Origin of the sequence: Pseudarthrobacter cellobiosi (genome assembly GCF_023913815.1) — a bacterium.
In the GTDB taxonomy this organism is placed as follows: domain Bacteria; phylum Actinomycetota; class Actinomycetes; order Actinomycetales; family Micrococcaceae; genus Arthrobacter; species Arthrobacter cellobiosi.
Map to the genome: position 1 here is coordinate 145,657 of NZ_JAMXBK010000027.1, position 14,641 is coordinate 160,297.

At 65.0% G+C, this 14,641-nt stretch carries 12 protein-coding genes and 2 pseudogenes; 5 read left to right on the forward strand and 9 right to left on the reverse strand.

Annotation, left to right across the window (positions count from 1 at the left end):
* Positions 1-188 precede the first annotated feature (188 nt).
* Positions 189-635: a pyridoxamine 5'-phosphate oxidase family protein gene (locus NG701_RS16180; protein WP_252568807.1), complete on the reverse strand. Its 447-nt coding sequence runs from the start codon at positions 633-635 to the stop codon at positions 189-191.
* On the opposite strand from NG701_RS16180, the gene NG701_RS21200 reads away from it, so the two are divergent.
* From NG701_RS21200 to NG701_RS16190, 3 genes are all read left to right on the forward strand, one after another.
* The gene (locus NG701_RS21200) at positions 573-842 is read left to right on the forward strand and encodes a pyridoxamine 5'-phosphate oxidase family protein (RefSeq protein WP_308292614.1); all 270 of its coding nucleotides are present in this window, start codon (positions 573-575) and stop codon (positions 840-842) included. The two genes, NG701_RS16180 and NG701_RS21200, sit on opposite strands and share 63 nt — an antisense overlap.
* A 14-nt stretch (positions 843-856) precedes the next feature.
* Positions 857-1,021: a hypothetical protein gene (locus tag NG701_RS21205; protein WP_308292622.1), complete on the forward strand. Its 165-nt coding sequence runs from the start codon at positions 857-859 to the stop codon at positions 1,019-1,021.
* Positions 1,022-1,319: 298 nt separating this feature from the next.
* The gene (locus NG701_RS16190; RefSeq protein WP_252568808.1) at positions 1,320-1,790 is read left to right on the forward strand and encodes a pyridoxamine 5'-phosphate oxidase family protein; all 471 of its coding nucleotides are present in this window, start codon (positions 1,320-1,322) and stop codon (positions 1,788-1,790) included.
* Between the two features lie 95 nt (positions 1,791-1,885).
* Here NG701_RS16190 and NG701_RS16195 read toward each other — a convergent pair whose 3' ends face one another.
* The 7 genes from NG701_RS16195 to NG701_RS16225 all read right to left on the reverse strand — a co-directional run bounded on the left by NG701_RS16195 (position 1,886) and on the right by NG701_RS16225 (position 12,535).
* Positions 1,886-3,067: a tellurite resistance/C4-dicarboxylate transporter family protein gene (locus NG701_RS16195; protein ID WP_252568809.1), complete on the reverse strand. Its 1,182-nt coding sequence runs from the start codon at positions 3,065-3,067 to the stop codon at positions 1,886-1,888.
* A gap of 759 nt (positions 3,068-3,826) precedes the next feature.
* Positions 3,827-4,252 (reverse strand): pyridoxamine 5'-phosphate oxidase family protein, encoded by a 426-nt coding sequence (locus NG701_RS16200; RefSeq protein ID WP_252568810.1) that lies wholly within the window; start codon positions 4,250-4,252, stop codon positions 3,827-3,829.
* Between the two features lie 186 nt (positions 4,253-4,438).
* Positions 4,439-5,611 carry an MFS transporter gene (locus NG701_RS16205; RefSeq protein WP_252569451.1) on the reverse strand — a complete coding sequence of 391 codons (1,173 nt, stop codon included), beginning with the start codon at positions 5,609-5,611 and terminating at the stop codon, positions 4,439-4,441.
* Positions 5,612-5,707: 96 nt separating this feature from the next.
* Complete coding sequence (narI, locus tag NG701_RS16210) at positions 5,708-6,532, reverse strand: respiratory nitrate reductase subunit gamma (protein WP_193342661.1); 825 nt, start codon at positions 6,530-6,532, stop codon at positions 5,708-5,710.
* 2 nt (positions 6,533-6,534) lie between these two features.
* Positions 6,535-7,155, reverse strand: a complete 621-nt coding sequence (narJ, locus tag NG701_RS16215) for a nitrate reductase molybdenum cofactor assembly chaperone (RefSeq protein WP_193342660.1) — start codon at positions 7,153-7,155, stop codon at positions 6,535-6,537.
* Positions 7,152-8,825, reverse strand: coding sequence for a nitrate reductase subunit beta (gene narH / locus NG701_RS16220; protein ID WP_193342659.1), 1,674 nt, complete (start codon positions 8,823-8,825; stop codon positions 7,152-7,154). Before narH ends, narJ begins: the two co-directional genes overlap by 4 nt.
* Positions 8,825-12,535 carry a nitrate reductase subunit alpha gene (locus NG701_RS16225; RefSeq protein WP_252568811.1) on the reverse strand — a complete coding sequence of 1,237 codons (3,711 nt, stop codon included), beginning with the start codon at positions 12,533-12,535 and terminating at the stop codon, positions 8,825-8,827. Before NG701_RS16225 ends, narH begins: the two co-directional genes overlap by 1 nt.
* Before the next feature lie 292 nt (positions 12,536-12,827).
* On the opposite strand from NG701_RS16225, the pseudogene NG701_RS16230 reads away from it, so the two are divergent.
* A pseudogene (locus NG701_RS16230) lies at positions 12,828-13,151 on the forward strand (haloacid dehalogenase); the annotation flags it as partial.
* A gap of 440 nt (positions 13,152-13,591) precedes the next feature.
* On the opposite strand, the pseudogene NG701_RS21525 reads toward NG701_RS16230, so the two are convergent.
* A pseudogene (locus NG701_RS21525) lies at positions 13,592-14,021 on the reverse strand (IS701 family transposase); the annotation flags it as partial.
* A gap of 207 nt (positions 14,022-14,228) precedes the next feature.
* On the opposite strand from NG701_RS21525, the gene NG701_RS16240 reads away from it, so the two are divergent.
* On the forward strand, positions 14,229-14,558 hold the full coding sequence (locus NG701_RS16240; RefSeq protein ID WP_252568812.1) for a DUF3040 domain-containing protein: 330 nt from the start codon (positions 14,229-14,231) through the stop codon (positions 14,556-14,558).
* Positions 14,559-14,641: the final 83 nt, after the last annotated feature.

Consider the following 14,641-nt stretch of genomic DNA (forward strand, 5'->3'; position numbering starts at 1 on the left):
GCCGGCCCGGGCTGCCGGCCGGGGCTGCCTGCCGGGGCCGGAACCTGATCCGCCCCGTGGGTGGCATGGTTCCCGGTTCACCCCAAGGGGCGGAAAACTTCGCTTCGGCAGAGAACGCGGCCAACTGCCCGGATCAGTCATCCAAGGCAGCGCCTTGGTGCGGAGCAGGACCGGGCACTGCTGACCGGTTATTCGACGGCCGAACGCTTGGCGCCTTCGGCAGGGGTCCACCATGTGTTGGGGGGAGCGACGGTGAACCGGCGCCCTGAGATGGTAGCGGGTACGACCCGTACGAAGTGGTCTTTCCTGCCTGCCTGCCACGGAAACAGCGGCAGCGAAAAGGTGCTCAAAACGTCCTCGGTCTGGGTCAGAAGCTCGGCTTTGCCCCTGATCACCACGCTCCAGGCCACTCCTGTTTCCGGGTTAACCCCGTCGGCTTCCATGGCGACCGGGAACTCTGCCAGGGCCGCTCCAAGCTTCGTCCCAGACCCTGTCCGGAAGACCACCGTTCCATGATCCGTGGTGTAGTTGACCGGAAAAATATCGGGCCCGTCTCCATGATGCTCGGCCCCATGAATAGCTCCGAGGAAGAGCCGGAAACAACGGTCCTGGGTGTCCATGAGTGCTGGAGACACCTTCGGTCCTCTTCAGTGGACCGGCTGGCGGGTGTAGGCAGCACAGGTCCGGAGATCTTTCCGGTGAATTACCTGCCAGAAGATGGGACAGTGATTTTCCGGACGGGTCCGGGCACCAAATTTGATGCTCTGCTGGAAGGAGGGCCCGTTGCGCTGGAGGCAGACGGACTCAACCCCTACGGACGATTGCCTGGAGCGTCGTGGTGAAAGGCCATCCTGACGTGGTCGGAGAGGATGAGGACGCTCCGGAGGCGGCGGAGCACAGGGTCTCGCCGTGGGAGCCAGGGGTGAAGGATCACCTGGTCCGTATCACGCCCACGGAAGTCAGTGGCCGCCGTTTTGTTATCAGTCATACCAGACGATGGTGGCCGCCCCTGGAGTCCTGAGGCGGGGCAGATGCCCCGTCCTGTGCATCTCCCAGTGACGGGCAAGAAGGGCTGTCTTGACAGTATCGACCGCTGATCCGAGGTAGTCCGCCACCGCAGATGCAAGGGCGATGTTTTCAACCTGACAGCGCAGGGAACCTTGTTCGTCCAGCCGCACCGGACGGCCGCCGGGACACACTGCTTCCACCCGTTGCCTGACTAACGGAGGGAGGGAACCATGCTGCGACGGTTTCTTACGTGCGGCGCATGGGTCTTGGGGCCTTGTTTGGGCAGAGCAACCCCCCCGTAGGATCTCCTCATGACCGACAAGAACATAGTGCCTGAGGCAGAGATTCTCGATCCGGACGATTGTTGGAGGCTGCTGGGTGAAACGACCGTGGGTCGGCTCGCGGTCATCGTCGATGGCCATCCCGACGTCTTCCCGGTGAACTTCACAGTGGACAACCGGACACTCGTCTTCCGCACGGGCAGCGGAACCAAGCAGCAGGCGATTGAAGCCGACGCCGTCGTTGCTTTGGAGGCGGATGCCGTGAGCGCCGAATTCGGCTTGGCCTGGAGCGTTGTGGTCAAAGGTCGGGCTGAGGAGACTACGCCCACTGGTCCGGCCATGGACGAAATCCGCCGCGGACTTTTTCCTTGGCAGGGGGTTGGACAAGACCATCTGATCCGGATCGTTCCCCGGTTGGTATCAGGCAGGCGCTTCAGCGTCACGACGCCCATGTTGTGGCGCACGTCCTTGAACGAGGCCACCCGGGCGGGACTTGAGTAGCACAGCGGAACTCCAATTGGGCAGCCGAACCTGAATGTTTCAATGCGTTGGGCCCGAGGTTTCCTGCCGCACGAGGTCCGGGGGCGCAAGGATGTCTAGGAGGAACGGGCGGTCAGCGTCCCTTCGTCTGGCGTCCCGACGTTCCGGGTTCCCGACGGTCTGGCATCCCGGCACCCGGACCCAGCCGAACCGTGCCCGGAGCTCGGGGCCGCAGGCCGGGGCGCACGAGCGTGGCCCACAGGTGCCAGAGCATCCCGGCGAAGGTGGCGAGGAACGCTGGGACAGCCACCCATAGCTCGGCGCGGCCGATAAAATGCGACAATGGGCAGACGGTCCGCTCGCCCCAGATAAATTCCGGCCACGGCGTACATACCGAGGGGGAAGATGACGCTCCAGAGCCCGGGCTCGAAGGCCAGCGGCACGCGGTGGATTACGTGCCTCCACCACCCGGCCGCGAGGAACACGGGGAAGAGCCACGAGGCGAAGGCCCAGAACACCACGGACGAACCGGCCACGAGCCCTCGGGTCGCGTCCACCATGGGCGCGCCGGCCATCTCGACAATCCGCGCGCCGGCCAGGACGCTAATCGCCATGGCGCCCATGGCAACAAAGTACTGCGGGCGAAGGTCCTCCGGCCTGATGGGGTAGGTCATGAGCCGCAGCGAGACGAAGATCCCCACAGCGGCATACAGGATGAGCCCCACCGACCATGCCACGACGGCGACCAGCGCCAAGGTCGCGCGCCACTCCGGCCCGGCGAGAGGCTCGACGGACGCCGCCGCGACCGCCACGGACCGGCTCGCCACGCACCAAATGAACCATGTGCCGTTAGCATCCTTGACCACGGGCCGCTCGTCCCGGCCGAGCACGGCCGTCCACGGCACGACGTAGCCGAGCACCACCCAGGCGAGCACCGCGACAACGAGGAGCAGCGCTGTCGCCCCCGGCCACCCCATCATTCCGAGCCGCACACCGAGCACATTCGTCCCGGCGATGAACGTGAAGGAGCCGAACGCCCGGGCGGGATTCATGAAGTCGCGCCGCATATCCTCGCGGAACCTGACCAGACGCACCAGGCTAACCACGAGGATCACTGCGTAGGAGGCCGCGCAGATCACGAGGAGTGCAGAGGACAGCGCGTGGAAGCCTTCGAGCTCGAGCCCCACCGAAATGATCCCGCTGGCCATAGTGAGAGCGAAATATCCCGGCGTGAGGGTCTGCACTGCCTCGGCGACGCGCGAACCGAAGGAACTCGGGGAGTGAGCGGCCTTGGTCATGGCACCAAGCTTAAGTGGCATCGCGCCTGCGTGACGAGGGCCACAGTCCCATCGATCCGAGTATGGAAAGTAACGGTGTATCTGCCCGGACACGCCAACTATCTCAGACGAAGAACTGCTCAAGATTGGTTGTATCAACTGCTTCTGGCCGCTACCAGGATCGTTATATCTGGCTCTCCGCTTGGTTAAGAGGGCAGTGATGTCCGCCGGACGAGGCTGTTTCGTGGCGGTGCCTACTGCCCGCCAGCGAGGTCAGCTCATTTGGTGCGGGCATGGGACCTATGGTTGCCTACTCAATTGCTTCTAAACGGTTTTCCGCTGGCCGTGGAAGCTCAGGCTCGCCGCCCAGGCGTGAACCCCCGCTGAAGGCGCCAAGCACCCAGCAACGGCAAGCACCCTTTAGAGCGGCCTTAAGCTTTGTCTCCGTCCCTGTTGAGAAATTACCGCTCGATGTCAACGGTGCAGTTGACAGGAAAACTGCCAGGTCGTCTCAAAGCCACACTGCCAAGCGGCCCACAGACACCCGTCGCAAAGATTCGAGCACTCCTGGGTCCCAACCCACCCTGCGTCCCTGATGAAGTGCCCCGGGGCGCGCTCGCTCTTTGGTGCCGCTCCCCTCACAGCGTCGGTTCTACCCCGAATGGGGGATCACCACGGAATCTATCTGAATGCGCCGGGACGGACGTCGCGGTGAAGCTGAGGAGCATCCTCAGACAGCCGGTCAGAACCCTCGAACACGGAGCATGGACTCGTGGCGGGTCAGAAGCGTTCTGGCTGCTCACCCAGGTTGAAGTGCCGCCCGCTGACACGCGACGGTTTGATTTCCACGTAGAAGTCCTTGAGCGTGGGGATCCATGTCTTGAGGTTCAGCGCCTCGGCTGCGGCAATGTCCGAACTCTGCTCAAGGACCCGGGCGCGTCCCTTGACTACGACGCTCCAAGCTTCGTCAGAGGTGATGCCATCTGCCTGGAACACCACGTTCTCACTGATGGTCAGCTCGGCAAGCTTGGTGCCAGGTGCCGTACGCAGCAGCAGGAGGCCGTCGTGTGCGCGGTAGTTGATGGGAAAGACGTCCGTTTCACCGGCGGCGGTCAGCACCAAGCGCCCATGCTGGGTGTTCTCCAGCAACTTCCAGCACTGCTCATCGTCAAGGACAAGGATCGGGTCATCATGAGAGAACATCATGGTTACATCCTTCGGACGTTCGTAGAGCAATGTAAAGGGCAACCCACGATCCGTTCTAAAATACTCCCGTTGGTTGATTAGCGGATGATGGCGGACGGCGCTCCGAGTAAGACCGTTTAACCCGCAGATTGCCCCGTGATTGGTCGTCCATGACCGTGGTGACCCAAGTCCGTGCCCGGCATCAGGCTAGCCGTGCGGCCGGCCGGAACCCTCGTCCGCACGCCCGGGAGCTTCAACCGCGGCGGGCGTGCGGACGACAGCGAGTGTGAAGACGAACGCTGCCACAGCCGTCACCACTAGCAGCATGAGCCCGATGAAGTAGCTGTTGTCGGCGGCGTTGTACGTGGCGCCCATGACCAGTGGAGGGAAGTAGCCGCCCATGCCGCCGGCCGCGCTAACGATGCCGCTGATGCTGCCCACTTTGCCCGGCGGTGACAGCCTGCCCACCCAAGCGAACACGCCTCCGGTGCCCAGGCCGAGCGCGGCCGCCATCGCCACGAAGGTCAGTCCGGCCGGGATCTCGCCGTCGGGCCGAAGGTTCACGATGTAGGCCAGGACTGCGATGCCTGCCAGCGACGAGAGAACCACCGGTTTGGAGCCGATACGGTCCGCAAGCACGCCGCCCATAGGGCGGAAGAGGACGGCCGCCAGGGCAAAACCCGCGGTCCGGGTGCCTGCTGCTGTGGGATCAAAGTCGTAGATGTCCCGGAGGTAGGTGGGCAGGTACGTGGCAAAGGAGACGAATCCGCCGAAGACGATGGCGTAGAGGAAGCACAGCTTCCAGGTGACGGAGAGGCCTGCCGCTTCTCTTAGTTTGGGAACCACAGGGGCGGTGTTCCGCTGCCACCCGGGCGCCTCTTTGACGTTGAACCAGACCAGGGCTGCCATGGCGATGAGGAGGCCGGCGATCAGGAGATGCGTTGCCAGGTAGCCGATCGCGCTTACCAGGCGCGGAGTGAGGAAGGCCGCGAGAGCGGTCCCGCCCATCCCGGCCCCGAAAACACCGGTGGCGAAACCACGCCGGGAGGGCTCGTACCAGGCGCTGACAAAGGGAATGCCGACGGCGAACACGGTGCCGGCGATGCCCAGCAGCAGGCCTGCTCCCAGCACCACGGCGTACGATCCGAGCGTGCCGCCGAAGGCTACCAGCAGGACGGGGGGAACACTGCCCAGCAGCACGAATGTAAACATGACACGGCCGCCGAAACGGTCTGCCATGGCTCCTACCACGATCCGGCCAAGCGATCCCACGAAAATCGGCATGGCGACCAGAACAGCAGTGGCCGTGGGGTCCAGCCCCATCTCCTGGGTATAGCGGGCGCCCAGGGGCGCCACAATGTTCCAGGCCCAGAAGGCCATGAGCGAGGCGCTGGTGGCCAATGCCAGCTGCCGCCCCTTGCCGGTGCGAGGGGACTCAGGAAGTGGAGCGGATCCGGTAACTGTGTACTCCTCTGCTCACTGGTTCCGGGTATCCCGGTCCCTGGTCCCGACGGCGGACCAGCCGCGCCTGGCGGGCGGGGTGGCGTTCCGTGCCCCGTCGCCCCCGGCCGGGCGGCCGCGGTCACGCGATCGGTAGACGATGTACGGACGGAACAGGTAATGCAGCGGCGCGGTAAAGGCATGGACCAGCCGTGTGAAAGGCCAGATCATGAAGAGCGCCATACCCACCAGTGTGTGGAGATGGAAGGAGAACGGTGCAGCTGCCATGGCGGCGAGGTCAGGTTGGAAGATGAAAAGTGAGCGGAACCACGGAGCCACGGTTTCGCGGTAGTTGTGCCCGTGCTCGCCCTCAAAGACGCTGGCGAGGGTGGTCCACAGGCCAAACACGATGGCGGCGGTGAGCACCACGTACATGGTTTTGTCGTTTTTGGTGGTCGCCATAAACACCGGCCCGGTGGTGCGCCGGCGGTAGATCAGCAGGATGATGCCGCCCAGTGTTCCCACGCCCGCTATGCCCCCGACAAACAGGGCGTTGAAGTGGTAGAAATCCTGGCTCATTCCCACCGCTTGGGTCCAGGCCATCGGGATGACCAGGCCGAAGAAATGCCCGGCAATGACGGCGAGCAGGCCGAAGTGGAACAGCGGGGAGGCAATCCGGAGCAGCTTCGATTCGTACAGCTGGGAGGACCGGGTGGTCCAGCCGAACTGGTCGTACCTGTATCTCCAGATGAGGCCGCCCACCAGGACCACCACCATGACGTAGGGCAAGACGCCCCAAAGGACGATGTCCAGGGCGGTGAGTTCGACGGCGGCTCCGGGGTCTGTCTCGAAGGTTGGCATGGTCAGGCCCCTTTCACGGGCAGCAGGCGCGGATCGTAGGGGTCCAGCCCCACCGCTTCGGTGGGCGGGCCGTAACCTGCCATCCGCATGACGGCCTGCTCATCAGCCGGCGATTTCCCGGGAAGCGTGGCGCAGATGGCCTGGAGAATTCGGGCATGCGGCAGTTCGTCCCGCAGTAGCCCGAACCTGAGCATCTCAAGGCTCGCCCGGTACCGGATCAGCAGCCCGCGTCCCGCCGCCATGTCCACCAGGGCGGCGTATTCCAGGACCATGGGCAGGTAGTCCGGCAGCTCGCCGTGGGTATCCACCAGGATGTCGCTTTGTCGGTACGTCTTCTTGAAGGTGCCCAGCACCTCGCCGCGGCGCCGGGTGTCCCCGTCAGTCCAGTAGCTCAGGTGCAGCGCGTGGCGTCGGCCGAGGTCGAACTCGCGCACATAGTGGGCCTGGATCTCCATCGGCTCCGAGGATTCGAGCAGATCCAACACGTCGTCGAAGTCCTGGCTGGCACCGGGCAACTCGGCGAGTGCCGCCCGCATCAGCGGGACCCGGCCGATGAGCTCCTCGTCGGGGTAGGACAGGCACCAGGCCGCGGCGAGGTAGAGGACCTGAATCCGGCGGGTCATGGCTGCTCCCCCGGGGTGTGCTTTTCGGGGAATAGCCCCGGCGGCGCACCGGTGCCGTCCCAGTTCAGCAGGTTCACCCGGCCACGCAGGGACGTTTCACCGGGCGCCGAGTCAGAGGTCTGACGGTCGCGGAGAGCGTTGAACGTTTCCACCGCCACCGGGACGGGCCTGCCGCTCGCCTCGCCGAACGGGGAGGAATCCTGCATGCCCGGTCCGCCGTCGAAATCGAGTGAACAGCCCATCTCCTCAAGGTCATGCGCCTGTTCCACGTGGGCCTTGGGAATGACATAGCGTTCGTCGTATTTCGCGATGGCCATCAGCCGGTACATCTCGTACATGGTTTGGCTGTCCATGCCCACAGCCTCCGGAATGGAGTCGTCGGGGTCGTTGCCCAGGCTGATGCCGCGCATGAAGGAGCGCATGGCCGCGAGCTTCTTCAGCACCGCTGTGACCCGGTCCGCGTCCCCGGCGGTGAAAAGTTCCGCGAGGTATTCCACCGGGATCCGCAGCGCGTCGATGGCGCCGAACAGGTTGCCGTGATCCTCGCCGTCGTGCCCCTGGTCCCGCAGCAGGTCCACCACCGGCGAGAGCGGCGGGACGTACCAGACCATTGGCATTGTCCGGTATTCGGGGTGCAGCGGAAGTGCCACTTTGTAGATCTTGGCGAGGGCGTAGACCGGGGAGCGCCGGGCGGCGTCGATCCAGTCCTCCGGAATGTTCTGGGCCCGGGCTTCGGCCTGGACGGCGGGATCGTTCGGGTCCAGCAGCACGTCCATCTGGGCGTCGTAGAGTTCCTGCGGGTCCGTGACGGACGCCGCCGCGGTGACGGCGTCGGCGTCGTACAAAAACAGCCCTAGGTACCGCAGCCTGCCCACGCAGGTCTCAGAGCAGACCGTCGGCAGCCCAACCTCCACCCGGGGGTAGCAGAAAGTGCATTTTTCGGCTTTGCCCGTCTTGTGGTTGAAGTAGATCTTCTTGTAGGGGCACCCGGTGACGCACTGGCGCCAGCCGCGACATTTGTCCTGGTCCACCAGGACAATCCCGTCCTCCACCCGCTTGTAGATGGCGCCGGAGGGGCAGGAGGCCATGCAGGAGGGGTTCAGGCAGTGCTCGCAGATCCGCGGGAGATAGAACATGAAGGTCTGCTCGTACGCGAACTTGATCTTGTCCTCGGACTCGCGGCGGACCTTCTCCACGATCGGGTCCAGGTGGCCGTATTCGGTGGAGCCGCCCAGGTCATCGTCCCAGTTCGCGGACCAGGTGATCTTGGTGTCCTCGCCGGTGATCAGGGACTTGGGCCGGGCCACCGGGAAGTCGTCGCCCAGGGGCGCGTCCACAAGGGTCTTGTAGTCGTAGGTCCACGGCTCGTAATAGTCCTTGAGCTCGGGCTGGACCGGGCTGGCGAAGATTCCCAGGAGCTTCTTCACCCGGCCGCCGGCCTTGAGCACCAGCTTGCCGCGCTTGTTCAGCTCCCAGCCGCCCTGCCATTTCTCCTGGTCCTCGTAGCGGCGCGGATACCCCTGGCCGGGGCGGGTTTCCACGTTGTTGAACCAGACGTATTCGGTGCCGGCCCGGTTGGTCCAAGCCTGTTTGCAGGTCACCGAGCAGGTGTGGCAGCCGATGCATTTGTCCAAGTTCATGACCATGCCCATTTGAGCCATAACGCGCATCAGTACTTCACCTCCTGGGAACGACGGCGGACGGTGGCCACCATGTCACGCTGGTTTCCGGTGGGGCCGAGGTAGTTGAAGGCGTAAGCCAGTTGGGCGTAGCCGCCGATCAGGTGCGAGGGTTTAACCAGCAGTCGGGTGACGGAGTTGTGGATGCCGCCGCGCCGTCCCGTGGCCTCGGACTTCGGCACATCGATGGTGCGCTCCTGCGCGTGGTGGACGTAGACCACGCCGGCCGGCATCCGGTGGCTGACAATGGCCCGGGCCACCAGGACGCCGTTGATGTTCAGGCACTCCACCCAATCGTTGTCCTTGACCTGGATGGACTCGGCATCGGCAGGGCTCATCCAGACCGTGGGCCCGCCGCGGGACAGCGAGAGCATCAGCAGGTTGTCCTGGTATTCGGAGTGGATGGACCATTTGGAGTGGGGCGTCAGATACCGGACCACTACTTCCAGCTGCCCGTTGCTGCCGAGCTTGGGTTCGCCGAAGAGCCGATGCATGTCCAGTGGCGGCCGGTAGATCGGCAGGGCTTCCCCGATGTCGATCATCCAGTCATGGTCCAGGAAGAAGTGCATCCGCCCGGTCAGGGTGTGCCAGGGCTTGAGTCGCTCGACGTTGATGGTGAACGGGGCATAGCGCCGGCCGCCGGTCTCCGAGCCGGACCATTCCGGCGACGTGATCACGGGGACCGGGCCTGCCTGGGTCTGCGCGAACGTGATGAACTTTTCCTCGGAGCCTTCGGACAGGTCCGCCAGCTTCCGCCCGGTGCGGACTTCCAAGTCCTTGAAGCCCTGCACGGACAGGGCGCCGTTTGTGGTGCCGGAGAACGCCAGGATGGCCTCGGCCATCTTCGCGTCGGTATCGATCGCGGGGCGGCCGTCCGCGGCACCGCCGAGCATCACACCGTTGGAGCGGCTGAGCCGCGCCAACGGGCCGGCGAGTTTGTAGGTGACGTTCTTGACCGTGAAGCCCAGCTTGTCGGCCAGTAGCCCGACGGCGGCGAGCTTGTCCGCGATGGCCGTGTAGTCCCGCTCCACCACGGAAAAAATGGGCATGTTCTGCCCCGGCACCGCGGGGATGTCCGTGTCCCGCCAGTCCCGCACAATCCCGCCGGGCTGGGCGATCTGCCCCGGGGTGTCGTGCTGCAGCGGCACACTGACCAGGTCCCGGCGCACGCCCAGGTGCGTCTTCGCCAGCCGGGAGAACTCCCGGGCCAGCAGGTGGAACGTGTCGAAATCCGTCTTGGTCTCCCATGGCGGGTCGATGGCCGGGCTGAAGGCGTGCACAAACGGGTGCATGTCCGTGGAGGACAGATCGTGCTTCTCGTACCAGGTGGCGGCCGGGAACACGACGTCGGACAGCAGCGTGGTGGACGTCATCCGGAAGTCCGCGGAAACCAGCAGGTCCAGCTTCCCCTCCGGGGCCTGCTCATGCCACTTCACGTCCTTGGGCTTAAGCCCTTCGGCGTGGTCTTTCAGGACGTTGTTGTGGGTTCCCAGCAGGTTGCGGAGGAAGTACTCATTGCCCTTGGCGGAAGAGCCGAACAGGTTGGAGCGCCACAGCACGAGCGTCCGCGGCCAGTTCTCCGGGGCATCCACGTCCTCGATCGCCGGGTTCAGGGTGCGGTTTTTCAGCGCGTCCGCGATGTAGCTGGGGGTATCCTTCGCGGTGCCGGCGGCGACGGCGGCCTCCGCCTCATCCGCGAGGTCCAGGGGGTTCCGATCGAACTGCGGATAGAACGGCATCCAGCCGAGCCGCGCGGACTGGGCCAGTGCGTCCGCGGTGTGCATCCCGTCCAGGGCTCCGGTAGAGAGCGGGGACTTCAGCGCATCCGCGGAGTACCCGTCCTGCCGCCACTGGTCCGTATGCATGTACCAATAGCCGGTGCCGATCATGGTCCGCGGCGGCCTCGACCAGTCGAGGGCGTTCGCCAGCGACACCCAGCCGGTGGCCGGCCGGGTCTTCTCCTGGCCCACGTAGTGTGCCCACCCGCCCCCGTTGCGGCCCATGCAGCCGGTCAGCATCACGAGCGCCAGCACCGCCCGGTACGTGGTGTCGCCGTGGAACCACTGGCAGATCCCGGCGCCCATAATGATCATCGAGCGGCCCTTGGACTCCTCGGCGTTGCGGGCGAACTCCCTGGCCACCCGGATGCAGGCCTGCGCCGGGACGGACGTGATCTCCTCCTGCCAGGCCGGCGTGTACGGCGTCGAGGCATCGTCGTAGCCGGCAGCCCACTCCCCCGGCAGCCCTTCGCGGCCGACGCCGTACTGGGCCAGCATGAGGTCGAATACGGTGGTGACCAACTGGCCTTCGACCTCGAGGACGGGCACGCCGCGCCTCAGGACGCTGCCGGCGCCGCCGGCGTCCTCGAAGCACGGCAGCAGGATCTCGACGCTGTCCCCGGACACTTCGCGCAGCGACAGGGCCGGCTCGATCCCCTCAAGGTCCAGGTTCCATTTGCCCTCACCGCTGCCTGAGTAGCGGAACCCCATGGAACCGTTGGGCACCGCGGGGAGGCGGGTCTTCCTGTCGAACAGCACCGTGCGGAACGCCGCGTCCTCGGCCCCGGACTCGGCCGGAAGGTCCTTCGCGGTGAGGAACTTCGACGGCGTCAGCGAACCGTCGTCGCGCCGTTCCAGCCGGACCAGAAAGGGCAGGTCCGTGTACTGGCGGACGTAGTCGGCGAAGAAAGGCACCTCACGCTCGATGAAGAATTCCTTGAGCATGACGTGGCCCATGGCCATCGCCAGTGCCGCATCCGTTCCGGCCTGGGCGGGGAGCCATTCATCGGCGAACTTCGTGTTGTCCGCATAGTCCGGGCTGACCGTCACCACCTTGGTGCCGCGGTAGCGCACCTCGGCCATCCAGTGCGCATCGGGGGTCCGGGTCACGGGCACGTTGGAGCCCCACATCATGAGGTAGCCCGCGTCCCACCAGTCACCGGACTCCGGCACGTCGGTCTGGTCGCCGAAGACCTGCGGACTGGCCACGGGGAGGTCGGCGTACCAGTCGTAGAAAGACGTCATCACCCCGCCGATCAGCTGGATGAAGCGGGTCCCGACGGCGTGCGAGACCATGGACATCGCGGGGATCGGCGAGAAGCCGGCGCAGCGGTCCGGCCCGTACGCCTTGATCGTGTTGACGTGCGCGGCGGCGGCGATTTCGATTGCCTCCTGCCAGGACACCCGCACCAGGCCGCCCTTGCCGCGGGCCTGCTGGTAGCGGCGCCGGCGTTCCGGGTCCCCCACGACGTCGGCGAAGGCCAGCACCGGGTCACCCAGCCGGGCCTTGGCCTCACGGTACATCTCCACCAGGACACCGCGGACGTAGGGGAAACGGACCCGGGTAGGTGAGTAGGTGTACCAGGAAAAGGCCGCCCCGCGCGGGCACCCCCGCGGCTCGTATTCCGGGCTGTCTGGGCCCACCGACGGGTAGTCCGTCTGCTGGGATTCCCAGGTGATGATGCCGTCCTTGACGTACACCTTCCACGAGCATGAGCCGGTGCAGTTCACCCCATGTGTGGAGCGGACCACTTTGTCGTGGCTCCAGCGGTCGCGGTAGAAGATGTCCCCTTTACGGCCACCCTCCCGGAATACCGCCCTGCCGTCCTCCGTCTGGTCCCATTTCGTGAAGAAACGGCCCAACTTCAACATCGCATCCGAGGCTGCTCCGTCGAGCCCAGGGACAAACCGATCCTCAGTCATGTTGCCACCCTAGGGACAACAATGCGCAACCGCTACAGTTTCCGGATCTATAAACAAAACGTGCGCTAATCCTTTTATATTCAGGCTGCTCGATTCGCCGGTTCTGCTACGCCATATCGGCCGCATATCAGCAGTGGCGGAAACGGCATCCCCGCTTCCCCAACCCGTAGCTGGTCCAGGTTACGTCAGGAACTGACAGTTACAGTGGGTGGTGCTGGCCCGCTGCAGAGGGCCTTGGTTCTTCCTGTCGGCGAGCTCAAACGCTAAACGAACGGTCGCGTGGCCTGTAGTGCCCGCCCTGGCCGCGGCCGACGTCGGTATCGCCATGGGGTCCGGAACCGATGTGGCGATCGAAAGCGCCGGCATCACCCTGCTCAGGGGGGACCTGACCGGAATCGTGCGGGCCAGGAAGCTCTCCGAAGCCACAATGGCCAACATCCGCCAAAACCTCGTCTTCGCGTTCATCTACAACGCGGCCGGGATCCCACTCGCCGCAGGAATCCTCTACCCCGCGTTCGGCCTGCTACTCTCCCAGATCGTCGCCGCCGCCGCGATGGCACTGTCCTCCGTCAGCGTCATCACCAACGCCCTTCGCCTGCGCGCACAGAAAATCTGACACCACTGCGCGGGGCAGCACCCTACCCCGCCGGTATGGCCGGTCCCGGAAACCCCAGGTCCCCGGGGCCGCCCCGCACATCGGCCGGAATCCGGCCCGCTTGCTTTCCCGCTGACCGGTGGGACCACTGCCGATCCCCGGCCCGGCAGGCATCCGGATTCAAGATACATCGGTCAGCGGGGCTTTCAGGCCATGACCCTCACGACTGAGAGCGCAGACGTCGAAATAGCCGCCTTTGCGTCCCGCGAGAAACTGGTCGCCTAGCTAGTAGTACAGTCGCGTTTGTGGGGTGTGGCCGCGGGCTTTGTAATGACTATGTCGAGCGCGGTGTTGGTGTTTTCGTCGCCAGGTTGAGTGTTCCAAGACTTGCTTGGGGGCGGTGGTGCGGTGCCAGACCAGCCGGACGAGTAGGCGCCTGATTTCGGGCAGCGAGAGCCGGATCAGTTCCCCGCTTCCGGCGGCAGGGCCCCTTTTTTGGAGCGGATCACGGTCAGAAAGGCCTGGCGAACATGGAGAGGGTGATGTGGCGGTACCAGCCGGTGTATTGGCGCACCTGGCCGTGGTCCAGTCCGGTTTCGCCCTTGGAGGGTGGAAGGTTTCTTCGATCGCCCACCGGGCGCCGGCGATCCTGACCAGCTCGGCCAGCGAGACCCGGTTCGGGCCGTGGCAAATGTAGTAGGCCAGGTCGGTCGGGTCTTTCAGGGACCGGCGGGCCAGCAACCAGTGTTCTCCGGTTTCGGCGGGTCCGTTGATGCGGGTCCGTGCCCAGGAATAGCGGCGGTCGCCCTTGGTCCCGGCCCCGGCGGTCCGGGACCGCCAGGCAGCGCCGCGCAGCGAAGCGATGAGTTTATCCGCGCGCCATTGCTCGCCGATCCCGGCACCAGCCGACGGAAGTGGACGGGAGGGGTTTCGCCGCCATTGCACATACCTCCGCTTTACCCTGCCTGCCAACCATATCCAGAGTCGAGGCGCCTGTAATCGTTCGGGACGTTCGCCCCTACCCGCGTATGGAGGCCGGCTGCACACTGGATATTGACGTCGGACTCATGCGTCCAATGCACGTTCAGGAGGGTACAAATGTCGCTTTCCAGGCGCGAGCGTGGCCAGCTCAACGAGATTGGGCGCCAGTTGCTCGAGGATGACCCGCAGCTCGCCGCACGCTTGGGGCAGCCGCCGCGGCCAGCGTCCAATGGCTGGATCCTGGCCGGCGCGGTGCTGCTCACTTCAACCGGCTTTGTCATCTTGATGATCGGAGCTGCGCTGATGTCCACGGCACTTGGCGCCGCTGGCTTCATCGCCATGGCAGCCGGTGGATCAATCGCATCGCGCCGTATCGGCTCTCCGCGACTCCGGTGGGTGAAGCGGCCGCCCAATCCTGAGGTTCGACACAACACCTCGGTCGAATAGATGCTGGAGAAAAGTATTTCGCGGCCGGACTGGCTGAGCTTGGTCTTCTTCTCCTGCTGATGGGTCTCGTTTCCCCGGGGCAC